This window comes from Neoluteolibacter marinus (assembly GCF_014904755.1).
In the GTDB taxonomy this organism is placed as follows: domain Bacteria; phylum Verrucomicrobiota; class Verrucomicrobiia; order Verrucomicrobiales; family Akkermansiaceae; genus Haloferula; species Haloferula marina.
Genome location: NZ_JACZFQ010000011.1, coordinates 18,316 through 34,584 on the forward strand (window position 1 = coordinate 18,316; position 16,269 = coordinate 34,584).

16 protein-coding genes are annotated in these 16,269 nt (G+C 65.7%); 10 read left to right on the top strand and 6 right to left on the bottom strand.

The genetic code is table 11. The features are described from left to right. Positions 1-119 precede the first annotated feature (119 nt). On the top strand, positions 120-1,562 hold the full coding sequence (locus IG178_RS02615) for an SLC13 family permease (protein ID WP_193210945.1): 1,443 nt from the start codon (positions 120-122) through the stop codon (positions 1,560-1,562). Then, positions 1,559-2,107, top strand: a complete 549-nt coding sequence (locus IG178_RS02620) for a hypothetical protein (protein ID WP_193210946.1) — start codon at positions 1,559-1,561, stop codon at positions 2,105-2,107. Before IG178_RS02615 ends, IG178_RS02620 begins: the two co-directional genes overlap by 4 nt. A 10-nt stretch (positions 2,108-2,117) precedes the next feature. Here the strand turns inward: IG178_RS02620 and IG178_RS02625 are convergent, their stop codons facing one another. After that, the gene (locus IG178_RS02625) at positions 2,118-2,894 is read right to left on the bottom strand and encodes a TatD family hydrolase (RefSeq protein WP_193210947.1); all 777 of its coding nucleotides are present in this window, start codon (positions 2,892-2,894) and stop codon (positions 2,118-2,120) included. A gap of 16 nt (positions 2,895-2,910) precedes the next feature. Further along, positions 2,911-3,369: a RidA family protein gene (locus IG178_RS02630; protein ID WP_193210948.1), complete on the bottom strand. Its 459-nt coding sequence runs from the start codon at positions 3,367-3,369 to the stop codon at positions 2,911-2,913. A 303-nt stretch (positions 3,370-3,672) separates the two neighbouring features. On the opposite strand from IG178_RS02630, the gene IG178_RS02635 reads away from it, so the two are divergent. Beyond that, positions 3,673-5,925, top strand: a complete 2,253-nt coding sequence (locus IG178_RS02635; RefSeq protein WP_226894654.1) for a vWA domain-containing protein — start codon at positions 3,673-3,675, stop codon at positions 5,923-5,925. 72 nt (positions 5,926-5,997) lie between these two features. Here the strand turns inward: IG178_RS02635 and IG178_RS02640 are convergent, their stop codons facing one another. Together IG178_RS02640 and IG178_RS02645 are read right to left on the bottom strand one after the other, a co-directional pair. Further along, positions 5,998-7,020, bottom strand: coding sequence for a M23 family metallopeptidase (locus IG178_RS02640; protein WP_193210949.1), 1,023 nt, complete (start codon positions 7,018-7,020; stop codon positions 5,998-6,000). A 7-nt stretch (positions 7,021-7,027) separates the two neighbouring features. After that, a complete protein-coding gene (locus IG178_RS02645; protein WP_193210950.1) occupies positions 7,028-7,513 on the bottom strand; it encodes a SecDF P1 head subdomain-containing protein in 486 nt (161 codons plus the stop codon). Positions 7,514-7,645: 132 nt separating this feature from the next. On the opposite strand from IG178_RS02645, the gene IG178_RS02650 reads away from it, so the two are divergent. Further along, entirely contained in the window at positions 7,646-9,091 is a 1,446-nt protein-coding gene (locus IG178_RS02650) for a nitrilase-related carbon-nitrogen hydrolase (protein ID WP_193210951.1), read from the top strand. Between the two features lie 3 nt (positions 9,092-9,094). Here the strand turns inward: IG178_RS02650 and IG178_RS02655 are convergent, their stop codons facing one another. Then, positions 9,095-10,006 (bottom strand): nucleotidyltransferase family protein, encoded by a 912-nt coding sequence (locus IG178_RS02655; RefSeq protein WP_193210952.1) that lies wholly within the window; start codon positions 10,004-10,006, stop codon positions 9,095-9,097. Between the two features lie 97 nt (positions 10,007-10,103). Continuing rightward, a complete protein-coding gene (locus IG178_RS02660) occupies positions 10,104-10,469 on the bottom strand; it encodes an MGMT family protein (RefSeq protein ID WP_193210953.1) in 366 nt (121 codons plus the stop codon). Positions 10,470-10,589: 120 nt separating this feature from the next. Between IG178_RS02660 and IG178_RS02665 the strand changes: the two genes are divergently transcribed. From IG178_RS02665 to IG178_RS02690, 6 genes are all read left to right on the top strand, one after another. Further along, positions 10,590-11,621 (top strand): thiamine pyrophosphate-dependent dehydrogenase E1 component subunit alpha, encoded by a 1,032-nt coding sequence (locus IG178_RS02665; protein WP_343225917.1) that lies wholly within the window; start codon positions 10,590-10,592, stop codon positions 11,619-11,621. Then, positions 11,618-12,586, top strand: a complete 969-nt coding sequence (locus IG178_RS02670) for an alpha-ketoacid dehydrogenase subunit beta (RefSeq protein WP_193210954.1) — start codon at positions 11,618-11,620, stop codon at positions 12,584-12,586. Before IG178_RS02665 ends, IG178_RS02670 begins: the two co-directional genes overlap by 4 nt. A gap of 105 nt (positions 12,587-12,691) precedes the next feature. Then, positions 12,692-13,921, top strand: coding sequence for a dihydrolipoamide acetyltransferase family protein (locus IG178_RS02675; RefSeq protein ID WP_343225918.1), 1,230 nt, complete (start codon positions 12,692-12,694; stop codon positions 13,919-13,921). Between the two features lie 62 nt (positions 13,922-13,983). Further along, positions 13,984-14,334, top strand: a complete 351-nt coding sequence (locus IG178_RS02680; RefSeq protein WP_193210955.1) for a hypothetical protein — start codon at positions 13,984-13,986, stop codon at positions 14,332-14,334. 307 nt (positions 14,335-14,641) lie between these two features. Then, a complete protein-coding gene (locus IG178_RS02685; RefSeq protein WP_193210956.1) occupies positions 14,642-15,571 on the top strand; it encodes a hypothetical protein in 930 nt (309 codons plus the stop codon). A gap of 76 nt (positions 15,572-15,647) precedes the next feature. Beyond that, positions 15,648-16,268 (top strand): redox-sensing transcriptional repressor Rex, encoded by a 621-nt coding sequence (locus tag IG178_RS02690; protein WP_193210957.1) that lies wholly within the window; start codon positions 15,648-15,650, stop codon positions 16,266-16,268. Position 16,269: the final 1 nt, after the last annotated feature.

The window sequence follows — 16,269 nt, forward strand, 5'->3', positions numbered from 1 at the left end:
TCAAGATGGACACCTAGGAAATTACCTAGTTCTGCGGATTCACGAAGCTGGACCGGGATAATGCGCATCGCGCGGGAATTGCGCTTGAGGGCGCGCAGCGACTGGCCGGGAATGCCGTCATGAATCTGGATACTCGGGCGGAGGCGGGCCGGGCGATGGGCCGTTTCGACCGCCGGGCCTGGCGGGCCGTCGCCAAAACCCTCGCCTGCGTGTTGCTCGCACTGACCGTGGTATTTGGTCCGGGGCTGATCGGCTGGCAGACATTTGACGGGCTGTCGCCGGCTGGACGGGCGAGTCTCGGGATTATGGTGCTGGCGGCGGCGCTGTGGGTGAGCGAGGCGATGCCCGCCTTTGCGGTGGCCTTGCTGGTGATGGGGCTGCAGATCGCGGTGCTCGGCCGGCCGGGCGGGGTGTGGGCGGAAGCCGGCGACACCAAGGCGTGGACGGTTTTCGTCGCCGAATGGGCGTCGCCGACCATGTGGCTGTTCCTTGGCGGCTTCGTGCTGGCACACGCCTGTTCCAAGACCGGGCTGGACCGGTGGATGGCGTCGGCCTTGTTGGGGCGGTTGGCCGGTAGACCGGCGGCATTGTTGGCCGGGGTGATGGGGCTGACCTTCGTGTTCAGCATGTTCACGTCGAACACCGCGACGGCGGCGATGATGATGGCGGTGCTGTCGCCGCTGACCCTCGCCTTGCCGAAGGGCAGCCGCCTGGCGCGCGGCTTGATCTTGTCGGTCGCCATCGCGGCGAACCTGGGGGGGATCGGGACGATCATCGGGACCCCGCCGAACGCGATCGCGGTGGAGCGGTTCCCGGAGGGTCATCGGGTCGATTTCTTCGGGTGGATGCTGCTGGCACTGCCGCCGGCGCTGCTGCTGGCCGCCGCTGCCTACGCGTTCATCTGGCATCATTGGGTGAAAGGGGAAGAGGGGCTGGCCGGGGGGCTGGCGCCCGGCGGGCGGGAGACGGAGGATGACGGGAAGAAGCGGTGGCACCGCTGGATCGTGATGGCCGTGTTCGCCGTGACCGTCTCGTTGTGGCTGGGGGAGTCGCTGTTCAAGATCCCGTCGCCGGTGGTTTCGTTCGTCCCGATCGTGGTGCTGGCGGTGACCGGGGTGATCGGCAACCGGGACATCCGCGAGTTGCCGTGGGACGTGTTAATCCTGCTGGCCGGCGGATTGTCGCTGGGAACCGGCGTGCAGAAGTCGGGTCTGGCGGAGTGGCTGGCGGCGCAGGTGCCGGGCTCCTTGTCTCCGGTGGGCATGGCGGTGGCGTTCTGCATGACCGGGGTCGTGCTCTCGAACCTGATGAGCAACACCGCGGCGGCGGCCTTGTTGATTCCCCTGGGGTCGGGGATCGTGGGCCCCGAGGATGCGCCGCTGCTGATTTTCGGTGTGGCAATGGGCTGCTCGGCATCGATGGCGCTGCCAATCGCGACGCCGCCGAACGCCATCGCCTACGCGACCGGCCGGGTCACCGCGCGGGATTTCCTGGTGCCGGGGATCATCGCTGGGATCGGCATCTTGCTCGTGTTTCCGTGGTTCAAGCTGGTCGGCCCATGAGTGAGTCTTTCCGATTGCCCGGCTGCCCGCTGTTACCGGAAGTGAACCATGTCCACGGGCACATGGTGACCCGGGTGCACGCCCCGGAAAGGCGCGATCGCTATTATTTCGCCGCGTTGTGCTACGCCCAGTCGCTGTGGCGGGAAGGCAAGCCGGCGCAGGCGATCCTCCAGCTCAACAAGGCGTTCATGGCGGATCTGCGGGGAGACGAGGAGGTGCTGGCAAAGCATCCGCCGCCGTATGCCGCCCTGTGCTGGATCCTGGCGCAGCGGCCGGAGGGCGCTTTCATCGGCAACCCGGTGAGGCATTTCCAGCATCTCGCCACGCGGGTCAGCGGGGTCAGGAAGGAGATCCGGTCGTGGCGGGCGTGGGCATGTTTTCACCTCTCCCGCGAGATCCTGCCGGCCGAAGAGTTTCCCCCGGACCGGGAGCAGGTGGAAAAGGACACGCTCGTGTTTCCGGCATGGGATCGCGTGGTGACGGAAATCCGGCGGGCGGGCTGGGACGGCGAGTCGCAGGTCTTGCTGGCGTCGCGTCCGTCGTGAACCGCGGTGCTCAGGTCGCGCCGAAGAACCTCAGGTGGTTCGCCGCGGTGCGCTCCGTCAGGCTGGCCGTGTCGGTTCCGAGCGCCTCGGCCAGGCCTCCGGCAATCCGCGGGAGATTCGCCGGATGGTTCTGATCCTCCGGCAGGGGATGCCCGATGAATTCCAGCGGAGGGAGCATTTCCGGAGCGTCCGTCTCCAGCAGCAAGCGGTCCGCGGGGACGGCCCGGTAGGCTTCCAACACCTTAGCCTTCCGCGGGTGGAGGAAGTAACCGGAGAAGGAAAACCAGGCGCCGAGCCCGGCCAGCCGCTCCGCCAGTTCCGGCGAGCCGCCGAACGAATGCAGCAGGAAGCGCTCGACCGGTTCGGCGGCGAGGCCCTCCAAGAGCGGCTCCCAGGCTTTGAGTGCGTGGATCGTGACCGGCCGCTTGCGATCGCGGGCGAGCGCAAGCTGGGGCAGGAACACTTCCCGCTGGACTGCCGGGGACGGTTCGTTGACCCAGCCGTCCACCCCGATCTCGCCGATCGAGCTGTCAGGGAAGCGGTCGAGGAAGCCTTCCAGGACCGCGTGCCAGCGGGCGGAGCGCCGGTGGGCGAACCACGGGTGCAGCCCGAAGGCCGGCCGGACGAAATCCGGGAAGGCTTCGGCGAGACGTGCGACCGCCTCCCAGTCGTCTTCGGAGGTGCCGTTGACGATGCAGCCGGAAATGCCCGCCGCCCGCATGGCGGCGATGATGCGCGCGGGATCGGCGAACTTCTGGAGGTGGTTGTGGGAATCGAAAAGAGCCACGCCGGAAGCTAGCGCCTCACTCGACTTCCACCACCAGGTTGATCTCGACGGCGACGTTCAGCGGCAAGGCGGCGGCGCCGAGGGCGGTGCGGGAGTGTTTGCCCTTGTCGCCGAAGATTTCGATCAGCAGTTCGCTGGCGCCGTTGACGACCTGCGGGTGGCCGTAGAAGTCGGGAGCGGAACTGACGAAGCCGTTGAGGGCGACGATCTGCTTCACCTTGTCGAGCGATCCGATCTCCTGCTTCACGACCGCGAGGCGGTTGAGAATGATGATGCGGGCGCCTTCCTGCGCTTCCTCGATCGAGACGTCGCGCGGCACCTGGCCGATGACCTTGCGCTCCCCGTCGATCGGCAGGCCACCGGAGAGGAAGAGCAGGTTGCCGCTGCGGACGCAGTTGACGTAGGCGGCGACCGGTGCCGGAACTTCAGGGAGCTTGTAGCCGAGGGATTCGATGCGGGCGAGGATGTTGTCCATGCCGGAGACTCAAGGCTTCAAGACGGGCGAGGCAAGACTTGATCGAATCCGGAGTGTTGCCGCCCGCTTTCAATCAAGAACCCGGTTGCGGCAATCCATTGAACCTGAGCCGTGGATCGCCGTTGCGCGGGTCTTTGCATTCCATGGCTGGAAATGGTGACCGGCAAACATGAGAATAATCTCCCTCTCGGCGTGATGGCCCGGGAACGTGACGGAACGAGTCTGAGTCGTTGACTCCGGCGCGCTATGACTCCATCCCTAGGAGCTGGATGCCGCCAATCCGGCAGATTCTTTGAAGTCTCCATGAATCGCCTCGTTCCCATCTTCAGTCTGTTCGCCAGTGCGATGGCCGTTGCTGCTCCCATCACACGCACCGAACTCACCGCCATCCCCGTAGGTCCCGTTTCCTATAACAATACCAGCCTGCGCGGCGTTCTCCTTGAGGCAAAGAAGATCGCCGCAGGGCACGACATCCAGCTCTCTGCCGATGCCCCGGCCCAGCAAATTGCCGATGAAGAGCGGCTTTCGCTCGATGCGGAGGGACTCACTCTCGACGGCCTTCTCGAACTTGCCATCCAGGGAAACGGATTGGAGTGGAAGATCGAGGGCCGCCAGATCCTCTTCTACAGCGAGCCAAAGAAGCGAGTCGAACATCGCCGGCGTCTGCAGTCGAAAGCCTGTCAGAAGCTCGGCGAAATCATCGTTCCCGAGATCATTTTTGAGAATGCTTCGATCCCCGAGGCCTTCGAACTCGTGAGAGAACAGGCCATCAAGATCGCCGGGATCGGCTCCGTCCCGAAGGTCGATGCCAGCTTCGTCCCAAGTGTTCCGAAAACGGTCAGCCTCAAGGTCAGGAAGGCGTCCGTCCTCAACCTGTTCGACCTCCTCACCGCGGTCTCCGCCAGTTCCGTCGCCTGGGACCTGGATGGCTCGAAGATCCTCGTTTTCGACGAAGCCAAACGCCGGGAGGATCTACGGCGCCGGAAATCCGCCGCGCTGGCCCGTCGACGCCAGGGCAGCGGCGGGGACGACCCGTTTTCCGCTCCGGATGCCGGAGCACGTATCAGGGTTCCGGGCCCCGAGATTCAGCAACGCCCGCGGGCCGCCCTGGAAACCGAATCGTATGACTACTTCGGGGACAACCCCTTCTTCTCCCCGCAGCAGAAGCCCCTCTCCACCTTCTCCATCGACGTCGACACCGCCAGCTACTCGAACGTCCGCCGTATGATCAAAAGCGGATCGCGGGTTCCCGTCGACGCCACGCGGATCGAGGAATTCCTGAACTATTTCACCTACGACTACGCCCCTCCCGCCACCGGTGAGGCCGGCAAGCCCGTCGAAGGACCTCCGTTTTCGGCAAACATCGAAGCGGCTTCCACGCCCTGGGCACCGGCTCACCGCCTCGTTCGCATCGGTTTGAAGGGCTATGAGAACGATTGGGAAACCCGCCCTCCCTCCAACCTCGTTTTCCTCCTCGACGTCTCCGGGTCCATGGGCAGCGACAACAAGCTCCCCCTGGTGAAAGAGTCCCTCCGGCTTCTTGTCCGCCGGCTAGACGAACGCGACCGCATTTCCATCGTCGTCTATGCGGGCAACTCCGGCCTTGTCCTCCCCCCGACCCCTGCCAACAAGCGAAAGAAGATCCTGCGGGCCATCGATCAGCTCGAAGCCGGCGGCTCGACCAACGGGGGGGAAGGGATTTCGCTCGCCTACAAGACCGCGCGGGAGCACTTCAACCAACTGGGCAACAACCGCGTCATCCTCTGCACCGATGGCGACTTCAACGTCGGAACCACCGATCAAAGCGCCCTTGTCAAGCGGGTCGAAGAGCAGGGGAGAACCGGGGTCTATCTCACGGTCCTCGGTTTTGGAATGGGCAATCTCAAGGACGACATGCTCGAGATCCTCTCCAACAAGGGGAACGGCAACTACGCCTACGTCGATTCCAGGGAGGAAGCTCGCAAGGTCTTTGTTCAGGGAGTCAGCGGCACCCTCGTCACGATTGCCAAGGACGTGAAAATCCAGGTCGAATTCAACCCGGCGAAAGTCGGCGCCTACCGACTGATCGGCTACGAAAACCGCCTTCTCGAAGCCCAGGACTTCGACGACGACACCAAGGACGCCGGAGAGATCGGCGCCGGACACAGCGTCACGGCTTTCTACGAAGTCATCCCCGCCGGAATGGAAGCCGGGATGCTGAAACGCATTTCCCCGCTCAAATACCAGAAGGTCGAACCGCGGGCAGAGACCCCCGGAGCCGGTGATGAACTCTTCACCCTCAAACTCCGCTACAAGGAACCCGAAGCGGGGAAGAGCCGCCTGATGACGATCCCGTTCACCGATGCCGGAGGCGGCTTTGCCGACGCCTCGGTCGATTTCCGCTTCGCGTCATCAGTGGCCTCTTTCGGCATGATCCTCCGTGACTCGGATTTTCGCGGCGATGCGACGCTTCCCGCGGTAATTGAGATGGCCGCTGGAGCTCTTGGTGAGGATCGCGATGGCTATCGCAAGGAGTTCCTCGAACTCGTCGAGACATACAGCAGGGGAGACCGCTGACGCGGGGCGCCCCGCATTCTCTCTCGATGGACCGCAAGGGTGGTCAACAGTCCCCGCTGGAAACTCTTCGCCTCAGTGCGGGAAGTCGTCGGTCAGCAATGTGACCAGCTGCTTGCCGGAACGGGTGAGGTTGGCGGATGTGCCCTTGCCGTCGACCAAGCCGCGGGTCAGATAGCGGTGGGAGATGCGGGAATTCCGCACGGCGGTGACGATCGGTTCGTGGACCTGGCGTTGGCTCGGGGCGATGCCGGTGACCAGACCGGTGGCGGTGAAGCTGACTTCCCACGAAGGCGAGGGCGTGCTCATGTCGCCCTTGACCATCCAGCGGTGGCGCTCGGCGAAGTCCCAGCTGCCCTCGCGGGGGAGGGTGACCTTGAAGTAGGCGGGATTGGCGAGGACGAAGTCCTGCAGGCGAAGTTCCGGATTTTTCTGGTGGGCGAGGAACAGGGCGGCGACGTCCATGCCGGCGAGATTCATGCCGTTGAACTTTCCATGGAAATTGGTGCCGCCGCAGAATGCCTTGAACCAGCCGTCGAAGTGCTCGCTCATCAGCAGGCACATCTCGAAGTGGAGGTGGGCACGGGTGCGGTTGAGGCCGGCGCCGGTGTAGCCCATGCGGCCGAGGACCGAGCCGGTTTTCACCGGATCGCCGGGCTTGGCGGTCGCCTCGGCGAGGTGGGCGTAGAGGCTGTAAAAGGTGTCGCCGTCGAAGTGGTGCTCGACCACGACGTACTTCCCGTAGTTTGAGCGGCCGGCGACATTGCTGGCATGGACCACGGTGCCGTCGCTGACGGACATCACCAGGTCGAGCGGGTTGCCGGCCTTGTCGCGGTTCACCGGCTGGATGTCGACGCCTTCGTGGAATTTGGTCAGGACGACGTCCTCGCCGACGCGGACGGGCGTGCGGACAAAGCCGAAACTGCCGCCTTCCCAGGGCTTGCTGACCTCACCCTCGAAGATGCGGTCGACATACATGTAGAACTTCTCCGGTTCGTCGGAGAGGAGGTGGTGGTTCTCCGTCGGGAGCTGGAGGTCCACGGCGGAGGAGGCAAGGGGGAGCAGCAGGGTGGCGGCGAGAGCGAGAGTGCGGAGCATGTCGGGATCAGCGTCGGGGCTTCTTTTCCCCGATGCGGGGAACCTTGGCGTCGAAGGCGTCGATTTCCGCCGCGCCAATGCCCTTCCAGATGACCAGGTAGCCGTCGTCGACCTGCTTGTCGATGATCACGGCATCGACCACCCGGCCGTTGACCATGGCGATCATCCAGCGGTTGACGTTGGCATTGGTGACGGCGGCGAGGCGGTTCTTCGCGGAGTTCTTGAGCTGGAGCAGCACGCCGTAGCCCTCGCCGTCCTGGGACGGGAAGGGATTGAAGGCGACGATGTCCTTGGTGGAGATTTCGGGGACGCGGCGATAAAACACCTGCTGCCCGTTGGTGAGCTGCGGGAAGATCATCTTCGGGTTCTCCGACTGGTCGGTCTGGATGTGGAAGGAGATCCCCGACTTTTCGCCCTTCTTGCCGCCGGCATGGGCGGTCAGCCCGGGACACAGGGTGAGCAGGGCGATGGCGATCAGGCGCGGCAAGGTCATGGCCGCGTAGCTTGCCTGTGGGGCGGCCCTTTGAGAATCGAAAAATCCCCGGGGCGGCGCGGGCCTTGTAGTGCCAATGGATCGGGGCGATGTCGTCCTTGGCGGATCGGGGAAGTTTTGCCAGAAGATGTCATGATCGTGGAGGAACATGCCACCGACAACGCGCTGGATGCGGTGGAGATCCGCCGTGGCAGCAGCTGGCGGCAGTGGGGGACGGAGATCATGCTGTCGGTCGGCTTTTTCCACGCGGCGCTCTTTTATCCGGCGCTGGCGGGATGGCTGGTGCTGCTGTCGCTGGTGTTCCTGCTGCGCTTGCGCCGCGCGGCGACGGTGCGGCGGGCCTTCTACGGCGGGCTGCTGGTCGGGATGGGAATCATGGGGCCGCAGTTGTCGTTCTTCCTGAAGATCTTCGGGCCCTTCGCGGTGGCGCTGTGGTTCCTGCTGGCGATCTGGCTGGCGATCTTCGTGGCGGTGGGGAAACTGGTCGAACGGCGCTTCGGCCGGACCTGGGGAGTGGTCAGCGCGCCGTTCCTGTGGATGGGCCTAGAATACACGCGCTGCGAGTTGTGGCCGTTGAAGTTCACCTGGCTGACCCCGGGCTTCGTGCTGCCGGCGGAGCAGTGGGCGGGGAGTTTCCATTTTCTCGGCATCTACGGCACCGGGATGCTGCTGGTGTTCGCCGCCGCATGGATCGCCGACCGCAAGCGCGGCTTGCTGAAGTGGGTGTTCCCGCTGGTGTTGCCCGGCGGCCTGATGGGATTGCCCCCGGCCAGCCCGGCGGGCACCCGGACCATCACGGTGGCCGGGGTGCAGCTCGAGGATGTGTTGTCGGACGAGATCATCGCGGGTCTCGACAAGGCGAGGGAGCTGGAGCCGGACGCCCAGTTGTTCGTGCTCAGCGAGTACACCTTTGCCTACGATCCCTCCCCCGAGGTGCTCGCGTGGTGCCGCCAGCATGGCTGCCATGTGATGGCGGGCGGCACCGACGTCCATCCCGCGACGGATCTCTCGGAGGAGAAGCAATACAACACCGCCTTCGTCGTGGGACCGGGCGGCGAGGTGATCCACAAGCAGGTCAAGTCGGTGCCGATCCAGTTCATGAACGACGGCCTGCCCGCCCGGCGCCAGCGGATCTGGGACAGCCCGATGGGCAAGATCGGCATCGCGATCTGTTATGACATGAACTACATCCGCGTGATGGACGGGCTGATCTCGCTGGACGCGGAGCTGCTGGTGATTCCCGCCATGGATGTGATGGGGTGGGGGGAACACGCGCACCGCCTGAGCGCCCAGCTGGCCGCGGTGCGGGCGGCGGAGTACGGGGTGCCGCTGTTCCGGCTGGCGAGCTCGGGCTTCTCACGGATCGCCACCCCCGACGGCAAGGTCGTGCAGGAAGCCCCGGTCCCGGGCCAGGGGGAAGTCATCCACGGCAAGATCAGTCTGCCCGGCAGCGGCCGGCGTCCGCTCGACCGCTGGCTGGTCTGGCCCTGCGTGGTCTTCACCGTCGGGATGATCCTTTTCCTGATCGAAGAGGAGATCCGCCGGATCCGGGCAAAGCGGCCGCCGCTGGATGCGTGAGCGTCAGCCCAGCGGGCTCGGGTAGGCGCCGTTTTGGATGAGGGTGGCGATCGAGTCGACGACGTGCGGCTTGTCGTCGGGGTAGGTCACGCCGAACCACGACGAGCTGGTGTCCAGCACGCGGCAGTCGGCGACCCCGCGGCGGATCAGGTCGTCCACGACCGTCGGGATGTAGCATTCGGACTTCAGTTCGCCGCCCTTCTCCTTGAGGAACTCGATGAAGTGCTCCTCGAGCTGGTCGAAGTAGGCGCGGGTGAAACCCCAGAAGTTCATCGACACCGGGGCCGCCTCGGCGATCTCGATGCGGCTGCCGTCGAGCGCCGTGCCGAAGACCTGGCCGCTGGCATCGCGGGCGATCTCGACGACTTCCTGGACGTCGGTCAGCAGGCCGTCGGCATCGGTCTGGCAGATGCCGCGGTTGACCGTGCCATGGTCGGAGAGGGTATTGCGGAGCGGGTAGCCGACCATCGAGTAGTGGTCTTTTCCGGCGTCGCCCGCGGAGGCGGCGAACCAGTCGGCGATCACCTGATAGGCATCGGCGCCGTAGAAATCGTCGGCATTGATCACCGCGAAGGGGCCGTCGGTCACATGGCGCGCGGCGCGCACCGCGTGGGCGGTGCCCCACGGCTTGACCCGGCCTTCGGGAATCGAGAATTCATCGGGAAGGTCCTCCAGTTTCTGGAAGGCATACTCGACCTCGATCTTGCCGGCGAAGCGGGCGCCGACGCTGCTCTTGAAGGCTTCTGCGAAGTCCTCGCGGATGATGAAGACCACCTTGCCGAAGCCGGCGCGGATGGCGTCGAAAACCGAGTAATCCAGCACGGTTTCACCGTTGGGGCCCATGGGATCCATTTGCTTGAGGCCTCCATAACGGGAGCCCATGCCGGCGGCGAGAACGAGGAGAGTCGGTTTCATCGGGTTCGGTGGTGGAATGCGGCGGGGTTATGGGGCAGCCCGCCCGTGCGGGCAATGCGGAATGGCGCAACCGGGGTGAGGAAAGGCGAAGCTTCCTTCACGGGCCGTCGCTCCAGTCGATGTCGCGCCGGAATCCGGGAGAATGGAAGTGCCGGCCGGGGTCGAGGATGGCGCCCTTGGTGTCGAAGCTCAGGCCCTCCGATTCGAGCAGGGCGCGCTGGCGGGCGGCGAGTTCGGGCTCCATCCCGCGGCTAATTCGGCCGTCGGCGGCGACCACCCGCTGCCACGGCAGGGCCCCGGCCTCCTCGTCGGTCAGGTGGGCAAGCACGGAGGCGACCCGCCGCGGGGTGACATTCATGTGCGCGGCGACCGAGCCGTAGGTCGTGAAGCGGCCGCGTGGGATCGCCGCCACCAGACGGATGACTTCGGCGCGGATGCGGGAACTGGCGGAGGATCTGGCCATCGGATTGCCGGGACAATCGGCGATGGGCGGGGGGCTGGCGAGGCCAAGCGGCAAAGATCGCTCCGGTTACGCCATGAAAGCGGTTGCGGGCTTTCACGGGGCTTGTTTAGCCTCTCGCCCGTGCCGGACGCCGAGGAAGCCCAGAGGACCCGTGTGGGATTGGATCGTGACTACGTGCGCGATGTTTTCAGGGCGATGCTCAAGGCGCGGCTGCTGGAAAACAAGCTCTCCAGCCTCTACAAGGCCGGCAAGATCGTTGGCGGCGTCTACCTCGGCAAGGGCCAGGAGGCGGTCAGCGCCTCGCTCGGGGCCTCGCTGGTAAAGGGGCGCGACATTTTCGCGCCGCTGATCCGCGACCAGGCCGGGCGTACCGCGTTCGGCGAGCCGCTGATCGACTGCACCCGCACCTACCTCGGCTCGGTGCTCGGGCCGATGAAGGGGCGTGATGGCAATATCCACCGCGGGCGACCGCAGGAGGGCATGCCGGCGATGATCAGCCACCTCGGCGCGGCGGTGTCGGTGGTCGGCGGCATGTTGATGGCCCGGCGCATGAAGGGCGAAATCGCCGGCACGGTCGGCGCCACCTGCGTCGGTGATGGCGCGACCTCGACCGGTGCTTTCCACGAGGGCGTGAACATGATCGCGGTCGAGCAGCTGCCGATGGTCATCGTCGTGAGCAACAACCAGTTCGCCTACTCGACCCCGACCGAGCGCCAGTTCGCCTGCGAGGACTTGCTCGACCGGGCCCGGGGCTACGGTCTGGGCGGCCATGCGGTCGACGGCACGGACGTGCTCGCTTGCGCGGAAGTCGTCGGCAAGGCGGTCCGGATGGCCCGCGACGGGGCCGGACCGCAGATGGTGGTCGCCAATCTCCTGCGGCTCAGCGGCCACGGCGAGCACGATGACGCCAGCTACGTGCCCGGGGAGCTTCGCGGCAGCCATTTGGGGCGCGACTGCCTGGAGAACGGGATCGCGCAGCTGATCGCCGATGGATTTTCGACCGCGAAAGAAATCGAGGACTGGAAGGCCGCATTCACCGACGAGGTGCAGGCGGCGGTCGCGCAGGCCCAGCAGGAACCGACACCGGATCCGTGGCACGAGGACTGGCGCGCCTGCTCGAGCGAACCGGCAACCGGGGAGGATTCACCATGAGCGTCACCTACGTCGATGCCATCCTGCAGGCCCAGGAGAAGCTGCTGCGCGACGACCCGCGGGTCTTCCTGTATGGCCAGGACATTTCCAAGTTCGGCGGTGCCTTCAAGGCAACCAAGGGCTTGGCGGACGAGTTTCCCGGCCGGGTGCTGGATTCGCCGATCAGCGAGGACGCGATGATCGGCATGGCCGTCGGCGCGGCGATCGAGGGCATGCGGCCGATCGTCGAGATGCAGTTCGCGGATTTCTCGTCGATCGCCTTCAACCAGATCGTCAACCAGGCGGCGACCCACTTTTACCGCACCGGCGTCCCGGTGCCGATCACCGTCCGCCTGCCCTCCGGCGGCACGCCCGGCTCCGGGCCCTTCCACAGCCAGAGCATGGAGGCGATCTATTCGCACTATCCCGGTCTGGTGGTGGTCACCCCGGCGACCGTCTCGGACGCCTACTCGATGCTGCTCGACGCCGTCGCGCTGGACGATCCGGTCGTCTACTGCGAGCACAAGTTCCTCTACCGCTGGCTGAAGGCGCCGCGCATCAACGGCGACGGCCTGCCGATCGGCAAGGCCCGCATCACCCGGCCCGGCAAGCACGCCACCGTGGTTGCCTACAGCGCGATGGTCCACGAGGCGGTGCGCGCCGCCGACCGGCTCAAGGAGGAGGGCGGCTGGGAGATCGAGGTCGTCGACCTGCGCACGGTCAAGCCGCTCGACATCGACACGGTGCTCGCAAGCGTGGCCCGCACCGGCCGCTTGCTGGCACTGGGAGAAGCCTTCCCATGGGGCGGGGTGACCGCCGAGGTCGTTGCCCGTGTGTGTGCCGACGGCTTTCACCTGCTCGATGCCCCGCCGCGCCGCCTGAACTCCCGCGACACGCCGGTGCCTTATCATCCGAAACTCTGGGCCGCCCATCGTCCCACCCCGGAATCCATCTGCATCGCCCTGCGCGAGTTGCTGTCGTTCTGATTGAGGAATGATTATTGAATATTGATTATTGAAACAGCCTGGCTGCTCCGCCCGACTCGATTTCCTCAATCCGCAATCTCCAAGCATCAATCCACCATTCCCGCCGTGCCCACCGTTCCCATCCTCATGCCGCAGCTCGGTGAATCGATCGCCGAGGCGACCGTCGTCCGCATCGGGATCACGCCCGGAGCCACGGTGGAAGTCGACCAGGAGGTCATCGAAGTGGAGACCAGCAAGGCGACCATGGGGGTGACCACCTTGTGCCGGGGCACGGTGAAGGAGATCATCGCGAAGGAAGGCGAGACCTACTCGGTGGGGACCTTGCTTGGTCTGCTGGAGGTCAGCGAGGAAGAGATCGCCAAGACCGGGGTCGATACCCTGGAGGCCGCCGCCGACCGCCGCACCGCCGCTGCCGCGGAGCCGGAGCAGGAGAAGAACCTGCATTTCGCGCTCGACGACGACAGCTATGAGGAAGCGCCGGCCGTGGTGCCCAGCGTCAAGGGCCTGCCGGTGCCCACCGGGGTGATGGGCGCCCACTACATCTCGCCGCGGATGCGCGCGCGGATGGACGAGATGGGTCTGCGCGAGGCCGATATTTCCGCCGTGGTCGGTACCGGTGCCGGTGGCCGCGTCACCGTCGAGGACCTCGAGAAGTTCCTCGACTACATCCAGTCCTGGCCGAGCAGCCACGCTTCGCCGATGCGGCTGGCAGTGGCCGATGCGATGCGCCGCAGCTGGACCCGTCCGCTGGCGACCGTCGGCATGCCGGTGCGGTTGGACCGGGTGCTCGACCACCGCCGCAACCAGGACCCCAAGCCGGGGCTGACGCTTTACGTTTTACGCGCCTTTGCGCTCGCGCTGGCGGAAGATCCCGCGAGCGCCGGCTTCCTGATCGGCCAGAAGGTCGTTCACCCGCGTGCCTTTGACATCGGGGTCGCGGTCCAGGTGGAAGACGGCGTGGTGGTCCCGGTGCTGCGCAAGGTCGACCAGAAGTCGCTCTTCGACCTGACCAACGAGTATGCCGAGATGGTCGAGCGCGGCCGTCGCCGGCGGCTTTCCGAGGACGATCTCAAGGGCGGCATCGCCACCGTCACCAATTTCGGCACCTTCGGCCTCACCAGCGGGACCCCGATCCCGCTGCCAAACGAAACCCTCATCCTCGGCCTCGGTGCCGGGGTGAAGAAACCGGTCTGGAGCGACCAGGTCGAGGCCTTCATCCCGATGACCGAAGCCGAACTGCTGGTGACCTTTGACCACCGCGTCGTCGATGGCGGCGGTGCCGGCATGCTCCTGAGCCGGGTTTGCGAGTTGTTGCAGGAACCGGGGAAACTCTAGGGGACCCAGGCGGCAGCGAATCGCGCTCGACTCCTGCCGCGGCATTCCGGGAGCGTCACTCCATGTGGGAATGTGATTACTGCCAGGCGGTCGTCGAGGACGACGATTGGAGCGATTGTTGGAGCTGCGCCCGCACCCGGGGGCCCGGCGATGGCCGGGCATCGCAGGAGATCCGGGAGATGCACGCGCTGCGGGAGTCGCTGAAGCGCTGCATGCGATGCACGGGGACAATGAAGTTCCATGGGTTTCGCGAGCTTCACCATGGGTACGCGCAATCCTTGTTTTCCGAGCACAACGGGTATGAGAAAGAGCGTCTGGTGCTCTATGCCTGCGACCGTTGCGGGAAGGTGGAGTTTTTCCTGCCGGAAGTCGGGCAATTCCTGCGCGGCGACCCGCCGGCAGCCGACGACTGACCCGGGGCCGCTGGCTGCTTTGTGCCCGGGTCGATGTTGAGCTGGGATACAAGAGGTTGAGTGTCGCGATCCCGAGTGAGAGCTTGCCGGCTGCTTCCCGGCTTGCGAGTGTCATGCCCGGTCCAATAAAGTCCCCATGACAAAGAGTTATGAATGGTGCTGGCGACGGTGGATTCCGGCGGTTGCGGGAATCGCTTATGGGCTGGGATTGGCAACGGCTTGGGTCTGGCATGGCGGCGGAACGTCGCCTGAGCCTGAGAAACCGGCGCTGGACCGTTCCGGGCGTCGGGATGTCGGGGCCGCCGGGGTGCCAGCCGACCGGCCGCTGGGGGATGCTTCGGTCAGCGGCCACCCTCACGGCGCGGCGATTCCCGCGGAACGGGTCCGCCGGGTCTTTCACAACAGCCACCCGGTGAGCCGGCAGATCGAGTTCGCCCGTTTGCTCGCCGAAGCCGATGCCTCGACCATCGCGGACATCCGCGCGATGTTCCTCGAGTTCGACCAGAGCGGGCTGCAGTATGACAACGAGTGGCGGATGCTGTGGCATCATTGGGGGACGCTCGATCCGGAAGGCGCGCTCGACCAGCTGCGGAAGGAGATTGCCAATGGCGGTGACTACGGACCCGGCCCGCAGGCCTTGATCTTTTCCGCATGGGCGGCCCGCGATCCCAAGGCCGCCGCCGCGGCAATGCGGGAGATCGGCGACCCCCGTGAGTTCGAGGCCTCGTACCTCGGTGCCATCGGCGGCATGCCGATGGCGGAGGCCACCCGTTTCGCGGAAGATTCCACCTTCGAAGACGGTGCCTTTGCTTCGCGGGTTGCCGAGAATCTGGCCGACCGGCAGCTGCGTGAATCGAACTCGATCCCCGACCTCAAGGTCTGGTACGAGGGCCTGGACGAATCCCTGCGGCGGGCGGCGCTCGACCACGTCTACTGGCGGGTGCGGACCGCGGACTTCGCCGACGCGGCGGACTGGATCCGCAACCGGGCGGAGGCAGGCGAGGACACGCGGAGAATCGCCGTGGAAATGACCAATGCCTATCTCAAGCGGGGCGACTTGACCGGACTGGACTGGTATCTCGGGTTGCCCGCCGCGGTGCGTGAGGACGACAAACTCCGTGAGTGGGCGTCGGGCCTCGACACCGGTTCGGTCTCCTATCGCGAGTGGGCCGCAGCCCACGCGGATGCCAGCCGCGAGCTGGAGGCGATCCGGTCGGCCGCGGACGGGGCTCCCTGAGGGCCGTTGCGGCAAGCCGGAGGAGCCACTCCCGGGCTTGACCCGGGGGGCATCCACGCGTTTCCTCCGGTCCCCCGTGGACAAGATCGATATTCCCAAGAAGGCCATCTATCGCCTTTCGATCTACCACCGTTGCCTCCAGCGTCTTCAGGACAACGGCCAGCAGACGGTGAGTTCCACCGCGCTCGCGAAGGCGGCCGGGGTGAAACCGTCCCAGCTTCGCAAGGACCTCGCGTATTTCGGCCAGTTCGGCACTCGCGGGCTCGGCTATCCGGTGGAGACGCTGGCGTCGATGGTGCGCGATGCGCTGGGCCGCGAGCGGCTCCAGCCGGTCGTGCTGGTGGGCGCCGGTAACCTCGGATCGGCCTTGCTGCGCTACCAGGGCTTCCAGAAGGAAGGCTTCGAGGTGGTTTGCGCCTTCGATGCCGATCCCGAAGGAGCGCGTCGCCGCGGCATCGGCATTCCGGTGAAGGGTGAGGAGGAAATCGACAGCTACATCCGAACGGAGGGCGTGAAACTGGCGATCCTTTGCGTTCCCGCGGGGGTCGCCCAGGCGGTGGCCAACCGTCTGGTGGCGGCGGGCGTCCAGGGAATCCTCAATTTCTCTCCGGTGATGCTCGAGGTGCCGCCGGAGGTGACGGTCAACAGCGTCGACCTGGCGCTGGAGCTGGAGCACCTGAGCTTCTTCGTCCGCTGAT